Origin of the sequence: Roseateles cavernae (assembly GCF_040187885.1) — a bacterium.
Lineage (GTDB): Bacteria > Pseudomonadota > Gammaproteobacteria > Burkholderiales > Burkholderiaceae_C > Roseateles_E > Roseateles_E cavernae.
In genome coordinates this window covers 306418-321125 of sequence record NZ_JBDPLH010000002.1, presented here as the reverse complement: position 1 = coordinate 321125, position 14708 = coordinate 306418, and the positions used below count along the sequence as shown (strand labels likewise).

The window sequence follows — 14708 nt, the reverse complement described above, 5'->3', positions numbered from 1 at the left end:
TCCTTGTCAGCAAGTGAGGGTCGCGGGGGCGCCGTCCGGGGACGGTTGTTGCAGCAGCGGCGGCAGGCTGCGGCGGTGTTTGGTGAAGGCACCGTCCAGCAGCGGGCCGGCCAGGCCGTTGAGCCGGACCGCCAGCGTCTCGGGAAAGCCGATGAAGCGCTCGGCGCCCTCGCTCTCCAGCAGGCGCAGCAGGGCCTGGGCGACCCGCTCGGGTGCGTCCATCGCGGTGCCGGTGGCGCGGTTATAGGCCTGCACGCCGGCGTTGTTGAACTCGGTGCGGGTGCTGCGCGGGCCCAGGTACTGCACCCGCACCCGGCTGTCGCCCAGCTCGCGGCGCAGCGCCTCGGCAAAGCCGCGCAGGCCGAACTTGCTGGCGCTGTAGGCAGAAAAACCCGGCAGGCCCAGCCGGCCCAGCGCCGAGCCCATGCAGATGATTTGCGCGCGCGGCTGGCAGCGCAGATGCGGCAGCAGGGCCTGGCTCAGCAGCATCGGTGCGAGCAGATTGATGTCCAGCAGCTGGCGGATCGCAGCGGGCTCCAGGGTTTCGAGCCGGCCGAAGCTGGGCACGCCGGCGCCATGGACCAGCACATTGCAGTCCCAATCGGCCGCGATCTCGGCCAGCGGCCGCAGACGCTCGGCCTGGGCCAGATCGGTGGCCACCCAGCGCAGCCGCGCCGGCTCGACGCCATGGCGCTGGCCCAGCTCATGGACCTGGGCGGCCAGCCGGGCCGGCGAGCGGCCCACCAGCAGCAGCGCGGCGCCGGCCTGCAGCAGGCTGTCGGCCACCGCGCGGCCGATGCCGCCGCAGGCCCCGGTCAGCAGCACACGGGCTTGAGCGGCCTTCATGCCAGGGCCTCGGCGGCTTGCGGCCTGGGCAGCGGCAGGCTGCGAAACACATCGCCGTAGAGGCGGAAGAACACGCGCGCCGCATGGATGATGTCGGCCTGGTCCTGCGGGTCCTCGATCTGCGCCATCAGCAGCTCGAAATGCTGGATGTGCTCCCGGTCCAGCGTGCCGTGCGAGCGCAGATAGCTGAAGGCGCCGTCGGGCAGGCCCAGCGGCTGCTGGATCTGGTCGGCCGCCATCAGGGCCAGCGAAACACTGGTGCCCTCCAGCACCAGCACCATGCCGAAGAACCCCAGCGGATTGACGCGGGCGATGGTGTCGTAGGCATAGGCCACCATCAGCTCGGTGGCCGCGCCGGGCCTGCCGTGGCGCACCGCCTCGGCATCGCCGCCGCAGGCCGCGATGTCGTTGAGGATCCATTCGTCATGGCCCTGCTCTTCCTCGATGTACTCGTCCAGCGGCCCTTCAAGCCAGCGATTGCGCTCGGGCAGTGCGGCCTTGCAGGCGCGCAGCAGCGGCACCGTGTGGCGCACATGGTGGTAGGCCTCGGTCAGGAAGGCGATATAGCTGGGCAGCGAGACCTCGCCGCGCAGGCAGCCCTGGATGATGGGCGTGCCGAGCAGGGCCTGGCGGGCATCGGCAGTCTGGGCCAGCAGCTGGGTATGGAAAGACATCGGTGACAAGTCCTTGAAGCGATGGATCAGGCAGGACAGGCCAGCGCGTCGGCATGGCGGTCCCAGATGGCGGGGCGCTGCGGCCGGCCGTTGGCGGTGGCCAGGCCGGTCTCGGGGCCGAAGGCGGCGCGGGCGCGCACCCAGGACCGGATGCGGGCGTAGTCGGGCAACTGGGTGTTGGCGGCATCGACGGCGGCCTGCAGCTCGGCCTCGTCGGCAGCGGTCTGCAGCGGCCACAGCACCGCGCTGAGCGCCGGCTGGCCGTCGCCGAAGACCACCGCCTGGGCGATCGCCGGCTCGCCGCGCAGCGCGGTCTCCACCCACTCGGGCGAGACATTGCGGCCAAACGCGGTGATCAGCAGGTGCTTCTTGCGGCCGCTGATGTGGACGAAGCCATCGGCGTCGATCTGGCCCAGATCGCCGCTGGGCCACCACTCGGGCACCGGCGTCGGATCGCGCAGATAGCCGGCGAACAGGCTGCCGGCCACCTCGATCTCGCCGTCCGCCGCGACGCGCAGCCGCGCATGCGGCAGCGGCCGGCCGGCGCTGCCGGGGCGGTCGGCGCCGGGCAGGTTCAAGGTCTGCACCGAGGCCGCCTCCGACAGGCCATAGCCCTCGTGCGCCGGAATGCCCAGCGCGCGGGCATCGTCCAGCAGCCTGGCGCCGACCGCTGCGCCGCCGACGGCCACCAGCTTCAGCGAGGCCGGCGCGCGCTGGCCGCTGTGCGACAGATAGCCCGCCCAGGCGCGCAGCATCTGCGGCAGCAAGATCAGGCTGTCGGGCCGCTGCGCGACGACGGCGGCATGAAAGCGCGCCGCATCGAAGCTCGACGAGCCGGCCAGCCCCAGCTCGGCCAGCGGCAGCACGACACAGCTGGCCCCGCGCCGCAGCGGCGCCATCAGGCCGGCAATGTTCTCCAGCAGCACCGCGAAGGGCAGCGCGCAGAGATGGCGGCGGATGTCCAGCGGCGCCATCGCCTGCACCAGGCCGTCCGCGACCCGCTGCAGCGCCGCACCGTCCAGGCAGACGCCTTTGGGCGCGCCGGTGCTGCCGGAGGTGAAGGTGATCTTGGCCGTGCCGGCCGGCAGGGTCAGCGGCGCCGCCGGCAAGCGCAGGCAGACCAGGGCCTGAGCGGCGAGTTCACACGGCTGGGCCGGTGCTTGCGGCCAGCGTGCGGCCAGCGCGCTCGGCACCAGCAGCGTATCGACCGCGGCCGCCTGCAGCGCATGGCCCAGCTGCTCGGGCGTGAAGAACAGCGGCAAGGGCACATGGACCACCTCGGCCAGCGCCGCGGCCAGGTCGGCGATGACCCAGGCGGCGGAGTTGTCCATCAGGGTGGCCAGCACCCGCGTGCCCTCGGCCTGGAGGCGGCGCGCCAGGCCCTGGGCGGCGCGCTCCAGCGCCTCGCGGGTCCAGGTCTGGCGCCCATCCTCCAGCGCGGCGCCGGGCCCCAGCAGCAGCGCGTTCATGAGGCCTCCCGGGCCGCTCGACGGCGGGCCAGCTGCTGCAAGGCCTGCGGCAGATGGCCGGCCAGCACGACCGGGCGGTGTTCGTAATAGCTGCCCCAGGCACGCGCCTCCTCGGGGTCCAGCACGGCCGGGTCGGCCAGGCCCAGGGCCAGCGGCGTGACGCCGATGCGCAGGAACAGATGGCGCAGCTCGGTGGTCAGTGTGCTGACCACCCACTCGAACCCCTGCTCGGCCAGATGCGGCCCCATCAGCATGATCAGGCGTCGGCCCTCGCCGGAGCGGGCGGCGGCCAGATGGCCGACCTCGACGATGCGCCCGCGTGCCGGCGTCGCCGCGCCGGCCTGGCGGGCCAGCAGCTGCTCGACAGGCGCCGCCAGATAGCGCTCCAGGAACAGCGTCTCGCTGGCGGCCCGGTAGCCGGCGGCCGCGACGATGTGCTCGCCGCTCTCGTCGCACAGGCTCAGCAGCAGCGGCGCGAATTGCCGCAGCGTGGCGCCGAAGCGCTGGGCATAGATGGTGGCGATGAAGGCCTCGACGGCCTTGCGGCCGGGCTCGCCGGGCCGATGCAGGCGCAGACGCGGGCCTGCCGCGAGGGGCGCCGCAGCCGACGTTCGGACGTCGGCGCACGGGGGCGGGACACAACAGGCAGCGCTCAGCAAGTTCACTCCTTCGCAAACCCGCCAGGGGCGGCGGGTCGGTATGGGAGCGGATGCTCGGGGCTGGCGATTAAGCGTGCATTAAGCGAGAAGAACCGGTCTGGGCGCCGCTCGGGTAGGACAAGGGCTACAGCCGCAGGCGGGGCTGTCCGCTTCGCGGCGAGCACTGCGAGAACGATGCTGAGCCCTGTTCACGGCAAACCTGGAGACGCTCATGACACAGACCGCCCTCATCACCGGCAAGGTCGAGTACCGCGAAGGCGACGGCCCCAGCATCGTGATACGCAAGGGGCCGATCGAGGTCCAGACCACCCGAGCCGACGCCACGCTGAGCTGGGTCGACGGCGAGACCCATGGCTCGGCGGCGATACCGCTGGGCGACTTCAAGCGCTTCGTCGCCAAGGGCCTGATCAAGATGGGCGATGAGATTCCGCCGGCTTGATTGATCTGGCGCAAGGCCCGCGCGGCCGCAATTCCTAGACTGGCCTGCACCGGCACCATCCATCGCAGGGAGCCCTCGATGAGCTATCGCAGCCTTCTCGTCCACCTCGATCAGACCCCGCAGTGCGCCGAGCGCAGTCGGCAGGCCATCGCGCTGGCGCAGCGCATGGAATGCCATCTGGTCGGCCTGGCGCCCACCGGGCTGCTGAATTTTCCGGTCGTTCCCGAGGCCGGCGCGACGCTGGCCGAGTTCAACACCATGGCCTGGGAGCTGCTGCAGCAGCAGGCCGACCAGGCCGCCGCGCTGTTTCGCGCCGCCTGTGCCGCCGCTGGTCTGCGCTCCTGCGAGGTGATCGTCGACCCGGCGGACAGCGCGTCCTCGCTGGTGCGCCATGCCCATTGCTCGGACCTGCTGCTGATGAGCCAGCCCGACCCCGACAGGCCCGGCCACGCCCAGGCGCGTGCCGTGCTCGAGCAGGTCCTTTTGCACAGCGCCCGCCCCACCCTGCTGCTGCCCTATGCCGCCAGCTTCAAGACCCTGGGCCAACGCGCCCTGGTGGCCTGGGATGACAGCCGCGAGGCCGCACGCGCCCTCAACGATGCCCTGCCGCTGCTGCGCCAGGCGCAAAGCGTGCAGCTGCTGAGCTGGCGTGAGAGCCTGGAGGATGAAGACCTGCGGCCGCGGCTGGCGGCGCTGCAGCAATGGCTGGCCTGGCAGGGCGTGGCCGCCGAGGCCCGCGAGGAACGCAGCGAGATCGGTGTGGCCGAGGCCCTGCTGTCGCGTGCGACCGATCAGGACGCCGACCTGATCGTGATGGGCGCCTATGGTCACTCGCGCTGGACCGAGCTGGTGCTGGGCGGAGCCACACGCGGGCTGCTCGACGCGATGACGGTGCCGGTGCTGATGTCGCACTGAGGCCTGCGGCCCTCAGCGCGGGGGCGCGGCCAGATCGCGCAGCCGCTGGTGGGCCGCGTCCTGCGGATCCGGCGGCACGCTCTGCCGCGCGCTCAGGTAGCGGGCGCTGAACACATCCAGATAGGCCTCCAGCGTCTGCGCGGCGTGCAGATCGCCGGCCAGGGCCAGGCATAGCGCGGCCACTTCGGAGGTGCAGAAATGATGGTCATGGCTGGAGCGGCGCAGGCGGTAGCGCGAGAGCTGCTCGGGCCTCAGGCTCAGCACCGGCAGGCGGTCCAGATAAGGGCTTTTGCGGAAGATCTTGCGCGCCTCGGACCAGGTGCCGTCCAGCAGCACGAACAGCGGGCGGCGCCCGTCGGACGGCGGCGGCGCGAGCTCGCTGACCACCCGTTCCGGCGCCGCCGCGAACTCGCCGGGGAACACCAGATAGGGCTGCCACTGCGGATCGGCCAGCAGGGCCGGCAGCGCCGGATCGACCGCGACGCGGGACCAGGCGAACGCATGGGTCTGGTCCAGCACATCGGCCACCAGCCAGCCGGTGTTGCTGGGCTTGAGCGCCTCGAACTCGGCCATGATCAGGCACAGGGCCGCGCGCGGCGGTGCCGCCAGCTGCGGCCGCAGCGCACACATGCAGTGGCTGGGAATCAGGCGGCAGCGCGCGCAGCGCTCCTTGCGGGGCGTGCCGCGATCGAGATGGGGGCGGGTGCTGCTGTGCGCCAGGCAGGCGGCACGCAGGCGGGAAACGGCATGGGGCATCCGGGCAGTCTAGGGGCTGCCGGCGCCCCGGCTCAATCGCTCCAGCTGAGCATGGGCCCGAGCTGGCGCTGTGCCATGAAGACCGCCTCGCGCAGCGACAGCGCGGCACCGCCGTTGTGCCAGTCGGCGTGGGGAAGGTCGAAGAGCACGTAGTAGCAGTCGGCGAAGCGGTCATGCGCGAGCTCGGGCGGGTCATCGTCATCGCCGCTGCCCATGAGCAGGTGGTGGTGCACGATGCGGACATGGCAGGCGCTGACCCCGCCATGAAACCACAGACCCTGCTTGACGCAGGGCAGGCGCTCGAGATCCTTGTTGTCCATGTCTCCGGCCTCCGTTCGGAGCCGCTGTGCGGCCCTGGGGCTACCTCGTTCTGACGACAGGGGCCACCGCAAAGCAGGTACAGGGCTGGTTTTTGATGCCCGCCCTGCCTATGTTTTACAGGCCCGCTGCCAAGCGTACCAAGGCCCGCATGACCCTGTCGACCTATGCCAGTGGGTCAGACACGCTGCCGACTCGGCTTTGCCGGGTTGGATGTCTTGGCGGCGGTTTTGCTATGCCGCCGTAGCCGGCCGATGACCCAGGCCTCTATGTGATGAGTCCGACCGGTGTCGGAACCATCCTCTGCCTAGGAGCCAAACCTCCTTGGCGAAAAGGCCTCGGCGCCTGTGTAGGGCGTGGCTCCCTCCATCAGGTCGGCCAGCAGCCTGGCGCTGGCCGGGCCCAGCGTGAAGCCCTGGTGGCCATGGCCGCAGTTGACCCAGAGCCCGCGGTGCCGAGGTGCCGCGCCGATGAGGGGTTTCATATCGGCGCAGCAGGGCCGGCTGCCCATCCAGGCCTCCTGCTCCACCGCCTGGCCCAGGTCCAGCAACTGGCGGGCCTCGGCTTCCGCGCCGTCGAGCTGGCGTGGCGTCGGCGGCGCATGCTGGCGCGCGATCTCGGCGCCGCTGGTGAGGCGCAGGCCCTGCCGCTGCGGCGCCAGCACATAGCCGCGCTCGGCGTCGAGCGTCGGCACCTGCACCGTGGCGCCGCCGACATAGTGGCGGTGGTAGCCGCGCTTGACGAAGAGCGGCCAGCGGTAGCCCAGCCGTCGTGCCTGGGGGCCCATCCAGGCCCCCAGGGCCAGCACGGCCTGCCCGGCTTGCGCAAGGCCTTCGCTGGTCTGGACCGACCAGCCCGCAGCGCTCGGAACCAGGCTGTCGGCATCGCCCCGCACGATGCGCCCGCCACGCCGCAGGAACAGGTTCGCATAGCGCTCGACCAGGGCGCCGGGGTCGCTGACGCTCCAGGACTCCAACCAATGCACGGCACCGGCCAGCGGGACGCGCAAGGCCGGCTCCGCCGCGGCCAGGGCCTGCCCATCCAGCGGCGCAAAGCGGATGCCATGGTCTTGCGCCAGGCGCTGCGAATCGAGCAGGGCCCGGTCGAAGGCCTGCTCGCTGCGGTACAGCAGGCGCAGGCCCTCGCGCCGCAGCAGGTCGTCGGCGCCGGCCAGGGCCATCAGGCGGGCGTGCTCGTCGGTGCAGTGGGCGATCAGGCCGGCATATTCGCGGCCGATGACACGGTGCCGGGCCGGTGCCGAGGCCTGCCAGTAGCGCAGCAGCTGCGGCCAGGCGCACAGCAGGCCGCCCAGGTGGTAGTTCACATCCAGCCCGCGCCGCAAGGCCACGTCCAGCAGGGTCCGCCAGTCGCGCGGCATCGCATAGGGCTCCACCGCCTCGCGCTGGATCACGCCGGCGTTGCCATAGGACGCCTCCTGCCCGGGCGAGCGCCGATCCAGCAGCGTGACCTGATGCCCGCGCAGCTGCAGCTCCAGCGCGCTGCAGGTGCCGACCATGCCGGCACCGAGTACCAGAATCTGCTGTGCCATCACGAATGCGGCTGGCTCACCCGCGGCCAGTAGTTCAGATCGCGGTGCTGGTAGGGGATGGCGGCGAAGTCCGGCGTGATGGCGCCGGGCGTGGCGACATAGATCACCGCCTTGGCGATCGGCGCGAAGTCGGCGTGGAAGTGCTGCGTCGATTTCACGATGACCAGCTGCTTGTCGGCCAGGCTGAGACCCAGGCCGGTGAAGGCATCGGTGGCGAAGACCTGGCTGCGCACCGAGGCCAGCAGCAGATGGACATTGTTGGCCGCCTCGACCCAGACGGCCGTGCCCAGCGGGGCCCGCCCCATGCCGAGGCCGCCCTGCGAGTGGCCCTCAATGACGGCGCGCACCCGCACCGGCAGGTCCACCGGCTCGCCCGAGCTGGGCCCCACCTTGCCGCCGACGCGCAGCGCGAGGCTGGCGCCGACGCCGGCGTCCTTGCAGAGCTGGATCGCACCGAGGTCCCAGAAGGCCCCCAGCACCACATTGCCGATGCCGCGCTCGATCAGCCGGCGCAGGATGAAGGTCGAGTCGCCGGGCGCGCCACCGCCGGGGTTGTCGGCCACATCGCCCAGCACCACCGGCCCGCCCTGCTGCGCCAAGACGGCCAGCGCCTGGTCCAGCGCCGCATCCAGCGGCAGATGGTTGCCGCCGGTCTGCTCGCGCAATTCCCAGAACTCGCGGCCCAGCTGCTCGGCCAGGGCGGCCGCCTTGGGCAGGTCGTTGTCGGTGACGACCCAGAGCTTGGCGCCCGACTCCGGCACATCGCCCCAGGGAAAGCCATGGCCCAGCGAGACCGAGAGCACGCCGTCGCGGCCCTCGAAGGACTGCATGCGCTTGACGAAGCCCATCATCGGCTCGCGCGTCGTGTGCCACAAGCCCACCATGCGGCAGTCGAACACCGCGGTGCGCGGCCGCAGCGTGCCGGCCGCCGTGTCGCGCAGGATGGCGTAGAGCTCGCGGGCGCGCAGCTCGCCGTCGATGTGCGGATACTCCTTGAAGGCAATGATGACGTCGGCCGAGCTGCGCATCAGCTCAGTGAAATGGCAGTGCAGGTCCAGCTCCACGCCGAAAGGCACGTCGGGGCCGATGATCTCGCGCACCCGCGCCATCAGGTCGCCCTCGCAATCGTCATAGCCATCGGCCGCCATCGCGCCATGCAGGGCCAGCTGCACCGCGTCGACCGGCAGGGCCGCGCGCAGGTCCGCCAGGATCTGATCGCGCAGGTCCTCGTAGACGCTGCGCACCGTGCGGCCGGCCGGCTGGGCGAAGGCGCACAGGCCTTCGACCATCTGGTGGCCCTCGCCTTCCAGCATGTCGCGCATGAAGCGCAGGAAGGCGCCCGAGGCCTCGGGCACACGCGTGCTGGCATCGCCGCGGTAGATGCCGTACTCCTCGAAGCCGCCGCGGCCCGTCGGCGCAGCAGCAAAAGTGTTGGTCTCGGTGGCGAGCTGGGCAACAAAGAATTTCATGGGGATCCCTTGGGTCATTTGGCCAGGCGCTCGAAGCGCATCTGGCGGGTGCGCGGGGTGTCGACCCGGAAGGCCTCGACCGCGCCACCGGCCCCCCGTTCGATGCTCAAGGCGCCGCGCAGCGGCAGGTGGGTGTCCGCGACATGCCAGCCGAACACCTCGGCGGACCAGGCGCTCAGTGCCATCACATTGGTGCCATAGGCGCCGAAGACCTCCAGCCGCAGCGTCTTGCCCTCGGCGTCGAAGACGATGCGGGCCTCGGCGTCCAGGTCCGGCGCGCGGTAGCGGCCCACCAGGGACGCGCCCGCCTCGGCCAGCGCCGGCGGCGTGGCCGGCAGGCGTTCGAAGCGCTCGGTATTGCCCGCTTCACTGAGGGCCAGCGCGGCAGGCGGCTCGACGCCGGCACCGGCCAGATCAGTGGTTTGCAGCGCCAGCGGACCCATCGCCATGTCCTCGAAGCCCAGCATCAAGGTCTGACCCTGCTCCTTCAGCGCCAACGGCGGGCCGTTCAGGAAGGCCAGACCCAGCCGTCCCTCCGGCGCCTCCTCGAAGCCGAACACCAGGCCCGAGGTGGGCGAGTGGTAGCGCGTGCCCAGCATGGGCTTGAAGCGCTCGGCCGCCGCCTTGGCCGGCGGCGCGGCCACCAGCGCCTCGCCGGCCATCGTGTCGATGATCTTGTTGGCCAGCTCGACCGCGTTGACCTGCGCGCCATTGGTGATGATGACGATGTCCAGCGCCTGGCTGGGCACGGTCAGCATCTGGCAGGTACCACCGATCACGCCCCCGGCATGGTGGATCACCTCGAGGCCGCGGTAGTCGTGCCGCATCAGGCCCAGCGCATAGGGGTTGACCGTGCCGTTGTTGAGCCTGGTGGTCTGCAGCATCTGGCGCCAGCTGTCGGCATTGCCCACCTTCTTCTCGGCCGCACGCAGATGGGCCAGCCAGACCAGCATATCGTCCAGCGTGGAGATCATCGCGCCCTCGCCCCGCACCTCCTCCGTCGGGAAGATGCCGCGGCGCCAGCCCCCTTCGGGCGTGGCCACATGCAGCGTGGCCATGCCGCGGTGGATCTCGAGATCGCTGGGTGCCGAGACGGTGTCCAGCATCGCCAGCGGCGCGAAGATGCGCTGCTGCAGAAACTGCTCGAAAGGCATGCCGCTGACACGGTCGATCACCACCGACAGCAGGTGGTAGCCGCCGTTGCAATACATCATCTTTTCGCCGGGCCGGAAGTTGATGCCGGCCTGGCGCACCTGGGTGGCCAGGGCCACGCCCTTGGGCTTGATGGCCATGCCGTCGGACAGGAAACCGACATCCAGATAGCAGCGGTAGCCCCCGGTGTGCGTCATCAGCTGGCGCAGCGTCGGCTCGCCTTCCAGCAGCGGCAGTTCGGGGATATAGCGGCGCACGCTGGCATCCACATCGAGCTTGCCGTCCTCGGCCAGCAGCAGCACGGCCAGGCAGGTGAAGTGCTTGCTGGTGGAGCCGATGCGCATGCGGGTCCAGGCGGTGTTGGCCACGCCCAGCTCCACGCTGGCCAGGCCGAAGCCGCGCCGGTAGACCGTCTTGCCCTGCTGGGCCACACCCACCACCAGGCCCGGCGCATCGCTGCGATTGACGCCCTGGAACAAATCGTCCAAGGCGGCCACGCCGGTCTTCTTGGGCTCTTCGGTCTTGGGACTGCTTGTTGCTTCGCTCATGAGTGACTCCGGTTCAGTTCGGGATGGAAAGTGGTGACGGTGCGGACGAAGGCCGCTTCGACGCAGTGCATCAGCACCGCGCCCAGGCCCATGGCGACGGTGCAGACCAGCGCCACGGAAATCAGCAAGCCTCTCGGCTCGGGTTGCAAGGCATCGGACAACAGGCCCACCAGCACCGGACTCAGGGCCGACAGGCCGACCGAGACCACGGTGCCCAGGGCGATGACACGCGAGCGCAGCGGGGCCGGGGTCATGTCTTGCAGCATGGTCGGCGCCAGCACGCTGCCGGCAATCAGCGCGGCCACCTGCACGCCAAACAGCAGATAGATCTGCAGCACGCTGTCGGTGAACAGCAGCAGGCCCGAGCCCAAGGCCGCGATGCCCATGCCCAGCGCGATCACACGGACCGGCGTGGCCACGCCGAGGCGCCGGCGCAGCCGCTTCACCGCCACCGCGCCGGCCGCCGCGCCGGCCAGCGTGCCCAGCAGATAGGCCCCGCCTATGCCTTGGCCGACCTCGGCCGCCGAGGCGCCAAAGCTGCGCGCGGCGATCACCGGCACCCAGTTGCCGACCGCCGCCAGGCCCAGTGCGGCCAGGCCGGCGCTGCCGAACACGCCCAGGGCCGTCAGCGATTGGCCGTTCAGATAGGCCCGCACGCTCGCGGCCGGTGCCGCGTCCTGCCCCGGTACGACCGCCGGCGTGCGGCGCACGCGTATCAGCAGCACGGCCAGCGCCACCAGCGGGCCCGGTGCGGCCACCGCCAGAAAGGCCAGTCGCCAGGATTCCAGGCCCTGCAGGGCCGCCGGCAGCAGCGGGCGCAGATCGTCCAAGCCGTGCATCAGGCCACCGCTGAGCGTCAAGCCCAGGCCGGTGCCGAGAATGGCGGCCAGCGCGTAGATGCCGTTGGCCAGCGCGCGGCGACGCTCCGGCACGACGTCGGGGATCAGGCCGTAGATGATGGGGGCCAGGCCGGCCTCGCCGATGCCCAGCCCGATGGCGGCCAGGAATAGCGCCTGGAAGTCGCCGGCCAGCCCGCAGGCCGCAGTGGCCGTGGCCCAGACCAGCACGCTGAGGGCGAGCAGGCTGCGACGCCCGAAGCGGTCGGCCAGCCAGCCGATAGGCACGGCCGCCAGGCCGGCGAACAGGGTGATGGCCACGCCTTGCAGCAGCCCGAGCTTGGTGTCCGACAGGCCCAGCGAGGCCCGCATCGGCTCGGCCAGCAGCACCAGGATCTGCCGGTCGATCGCGGCGAACACCGTCGCGACGATCAGGATCAGCACGCCATACGCGGCAGAGAGGCCGGTGCGTGGGTCGGCGACGGCGCCAGGCGAAGGCGCGGCCAGGCCATGCACAGGCATAGCAGAGGTTTTCATGGATGTGAGCCCGATCAAGGAGGGCCGAAGCCCGGGGGGATCAGAAAGGCAGGGTCAGCGTCGCGCCGAGGGTGCGCGGTCTCGCCACCGACACCCAGGCCGGGCCGCCCAGGGCCTGCACGGTGCTTTGCGACGCCAGCTGGGCGCGCTTGTCGAACAGATTGCGTGCGAACAGCGCGAGGCTGAAGCGCTTGAAGTCGATGCCGGCCTGCAGATCGGTCATCGAATAGGACGGCAGACGGTACAGCGGCAAGCCCGTGCTGCCCTCGAAGCCGCTGTTGCGCTGGCCGACATAGCGATGGGTCAGGCCCAGATAGCTGGGATGACCGGCCAGCACAAAGGCATAGCTGGCGCTGAGGCCGGCGGAGAAGCGGGCGCTGCTGGGCAGGCGATCTCCCTTGGACCCACCGAGACCGGCCGCATCCTCGCTGAGCACCGCGTCCAGCGCGGCGGCATTGGCCGCCAGGGTCCATTGCTCGTCGGGGCGGTAGCTGAGCACCAGCTCGGCGCCCTTCACATGGGCGGCCCCGGCATTGACGATCACCGACAGGCCGTTGACCGGCATCAGCTGCTGCAGATCGCGCCAGCGGATGTCGAACACCGAGGCCTCGACCGACAGCCGCTTGTCGAGCAGATCGGCCTTGTAGCCGGCCTCGACGCTGGTCAGGCCGTCCGGCTTGAAGGTCGGCGGTGCGGTCGGCAGCCCGCTCGTGAGGTCATAGAGCACGGCATTCGGACCACCGGGGCGATAGCCGGAAGCGGCGCGGACATAGACCGAGCTGAGCGGGTTCAGCGCATAGCCCGCCGTCAGCAGCCAGGTCGTGCTGCTGTCCTTGGAGTCACCGCTCATCGCCGGCACGCCGCCGCCCAGCGGGCCTTCGATCTGCTGGCCATAGTGCTGCCTGTTGCGGGCCACCCGCAGCCCGCCGGTCAGCGACAGGCCGCTCTCGAACTTCCAGGTCAGATCACCGTAGAGCGCCAGCTCACGGTAGTCGGCCGGCAAGGCGACCGTGAGCAGTCCCGGGCCGGGCGAGCCGTCGGCCAGGGTACTGCTCACACGTTGCCGGTTGTTGCTTTCCTCGTAGTCGTAGTACAGGCCGGCCAGCCACTCGAAGCGCCGGTCGGAGCGGGAGGTCAGGCGAAATTCCTGCGTGGTCTTGTCGACGCCCGGTGTGATGGTGGCCGGCGTGCTGCCGAGGTTCATGCCGAAGCCGGCGAGCAGGGGCACATAGGCCGAGCTCAGGTCGAGCGTGATGCTGGAACCCAGCTTTTGTCGCGAGGTGATGGAATTGAAGCGGGCCCAGCCGAAGTCGTACTCCAGATCGGCCGAGAGCAGATCGATCTTGATGCGATAGGGCTCGGCCGCAGACTCGGTACGCTTCATATCGCCCTTGGCCGGCCGCCCGGTGGCGGGGTCGTAGTCGACGAAGTCGGGGCCGCCACGCTCGATCTTCTGCGTGGTGGCGGTGAAGCGCAGCTTGACGCGGCTGCTCGGCGTGATCAGCAGCGAGGCGCGCGCGCCGGTGGTGTCGCCGCCGTCGATATTGCTGCGCTGGATTCCGCCCACCGCATCGACGCTGCCGCCGGCACGGTCGCGAAAGACCGACAGGCGCAGACCGGCCACGTCCTCCTTCAGCGGCACGTTGACCACCGCGCCGACGGTATGGCCGACCTCGCCACCCCTGGTCGTCGAGGCGCCCAGGCTGAGCTTGCCCGAGAGCTCGTAGGTGTCGGGCTCGTTGGTCACATACTTCAGCAGCCCGCCCATCGCGCCGGCGCCGTACAGCGTGCCCTGCGGCCCGCGCAGCAGCTCGATGTGGTGGAGGTCCAGCATGGCCATGTCGAGCGACATCTGCGCGCCGCCGGCGAAGGCCGTGCTGGAGCCGAAGGCCACCTCGTCCACATACACGCCGACCGTCGCGATGGTCTGATTGCCCGTGCTGACGCCGCGCAGGCTCAAGCCCCCCAGGCCCGCCCCGCCGGTGCTCTTGACATCGGCACCCGCCTCGTTGGCCAGGTAGTCCTGCAGGCTCTTTGCGCCCTTGCGGTTGAGCTGCTCGCCGCCGAGGATGTTCACCTGCATCGGCACGTCGCGCACCGGCTCGCGACGCCGCGTCGCGCTGACCACCACCGAGTCCAGCGCCTGCACCGCGTCGGCCGCGCCCGCCCGCTCGGGAGCCGGGCTGGATGGGCGAATCGTGGCGGCATTCGGCCCCGTCTCTATGGACCTCAGGCCCGTGCCTTCCAGCATCCGTGCCAGAGCCTCTTTCGGCGTGAAGATGCCCTTGATGGGCCGCGTCGTGATGCCGCGCAGCAGGTCCGGTGCATAGATCAGTTGCAGCTGCGTGAACCCGATCAGGCGCTGCAGCGCCTCGGGCGCGGGCAGCGCGGGAATGTCCAATGACAGCGGCTGTGCGGCCGGCGCCGGTGCGGGCATGACCTGGGCGAGCGTGCCCAGGCTGGCGAGCGTCAGCGCGACCGCGAGGGTGACGGGGCGGAGCAGATGCGAAGGGCTAGGCAATTGAATCTCCAGCATGTGCA

13 protein-coding genes are annotated in these 14708 nt (G+C 70.8%); 2 read left to right on the top strand and 11 right to left on the bottom strand.

What is annotated here, in order from left to right:
• Positions 1-6: 6 nt before the first annotated feature.
• The 4 genes from ABGI63_RS08340 to ABGI63_RS08325 are packed head-to-tail and all read right to left on the bottom strand — an operon-like array spanning position 7 to position 3648.
• Complete coding sequence (locus tag ABGI63_RS08340) at positions 7-846, bottom strand: SDR family oxidoreductase (protein WP_349742003.1); 840 nt, start codon at positions 844-846, stop codon at positions 7-9.
• Positions 843-1520, bottom strand: a complete 678-nt coding sequence (locus ABGI63_RS08335; protein WP_349742002.1) for an iron-containing redox enzyme family protein — start codon at positions 1518-1520, stop codon at positions 843-845. The genes ABGI63_RS08340 and ABGI63_RS08335 overlap by 4 nt, the downstream gene beginning before the upstream one ends.
• A gap of 26 nt (positions 1521-1546) precedes the next feature.
• Positions 1547-2989: an AMP-binding protein gene (locus ABGI63_RS08330; RefSeq protein WP_349742001.1), complete on the bottom strand. Its 1443-nt coding sequence runs from the start codon at positions 2987-2989 to the stop codon at positions 1547-1549.
• On the bottom strand, positions 2986-3648 hold the full coding sequence (locus tag ABGI63_RS08325; RefSeq protein WP_349742000.1) for a thermostable hemolysin: 663 nt from the start codon (positions 3646-3648) through the stop codon (positions 2986-2988). The genes ABGI63_RS08330 and ABGI63_RS08325 overlap by 4 nt, the downstream gene beginning before the upstream one ends.
• 211 nt (positions 3649-3859) lie before the next feature.
• Between ABGI63_RS08325 and ABGI63_RS08320 the strand changes: the two genes are divergently transcribed.
• Together ABGI63_RS08320 and ABGI63_RS08315 are read left to right on the top strand one after the other, a co-directional pair.
• Positions 3860-4087, top strand: a complete 228-nt coding sequence (locus ABGI63_RS08320; protein WP_262970109.1) for a hypothetical protein — start codon at positions 3860-3862, stop codon at positions 4085-4087.
• A 78-nt stretch (positions 4088-4165) separates the two neighbouring features.
• Positions 4166-5002 (top strand): universal stress protein, encoded by an 837-nt coding sequence (locus tag ABGI63_RS08315; RefSeq protein ID WP_349741999.1) that lies wholly within the window; start codon positions 4166-4168, stop codon positions 5000-5002.
• Positions 5003-5014: 12 nt separating this feature from the next.
• On the opposite strand, the gene ABGI63_RS08310 is transcribed toward ABGI63_RS08315, so the two are convergent.
• The 7 genes from ABGI63_RS08310 to ABGI63_RS08280 all read right to left on the bottom strand — a co-directional run bounded on the left by ABGI63_RS08310 (position 5015) and on the right by ABGI63_RS08280 (position 14703).
• A complete protein-coding gene (locus ABGI63_RS08310; RefSeq protein ID WP_349741998.1) occupies positions 5015-5758 on the bottom strand; it encodes a tRNA-uridine aminocarboxypropyltransferase in 744 nt (247 codons plus the stop codon).
• A 32-nt stretch (positions 5759-5790) separates the two neighbouring features.
• Complete coding sequence (locus ABGI63_RS08305) at positions 5791-6078, bottom strand: hypothetical protein (RefSeq protein WP_349741997.1); 288 nt, start codon at positions 6076-6078, stop codon at positions 5791-5793.
• A 305-nt stretch (positions 6079-6383) separates the two neighbouring features.
• Entirely contained in the window at positions 6384-7625 is a 1242-nt protein-coding gene (locus ABGI63_RS08300; protein WP_349741996.1) for an NAD(P)/FAD-dependent oxidoreductase, read from the bottom strand.
• On the bottom strand, positions 7625-9094 hold the full coding sequence (locus ABGI63_RS08295; RefSeq protein ID WP_349741994.1) for a M81 family metallopeptidase: 1470 nt from the start codon (positions 9092-9094) through the stop codon (positions 7625-7627). Before ABGI63_RS08295 ends, ABGI63_RS08300 begins: the two co-directional genes overlap by 1 nt.
• A gap of 14 nt (positions 9095-9108) precedes the next feature.
• Positions 9109-10794, bottom strand: coding sequence for a serine hydrolase domain-containing protein (locus tag ABGI63_RS08290; RefSeq protein ID WP_349741993.1), 1686 nt, complete (start codon positions 10792-10794; stop codon positions 9109-9111).
• Positions 10791-12167: an MFS transporter gene (locus ABGI63_RS08285; protein WP_349741992.1), complete on the bottom strand. Its 1377-nt coding sequence runs from the start codon at positions 12165-12167 to the stop codon at positions 10791-10793. The genes ABGI63_RS08290 and ABGI63_RS08285 overlap by 4 nt, the downstream gene beginning before the upstream one ends.
• Before the next feature lie 40 nt (positions 12168-12207).
• Positions 12208-14703, bottom strand: a complete 2496-nt coding sequence (locus ABGI63_RS08280) for a TonB-dependent receptor (RefSeq protein ID WP_349741991.1) — start codon at positions 14701-14703, stop codon at positions 12208-12210.
• Positions 14704-14708: the final 5 nt, after the last annotated feature.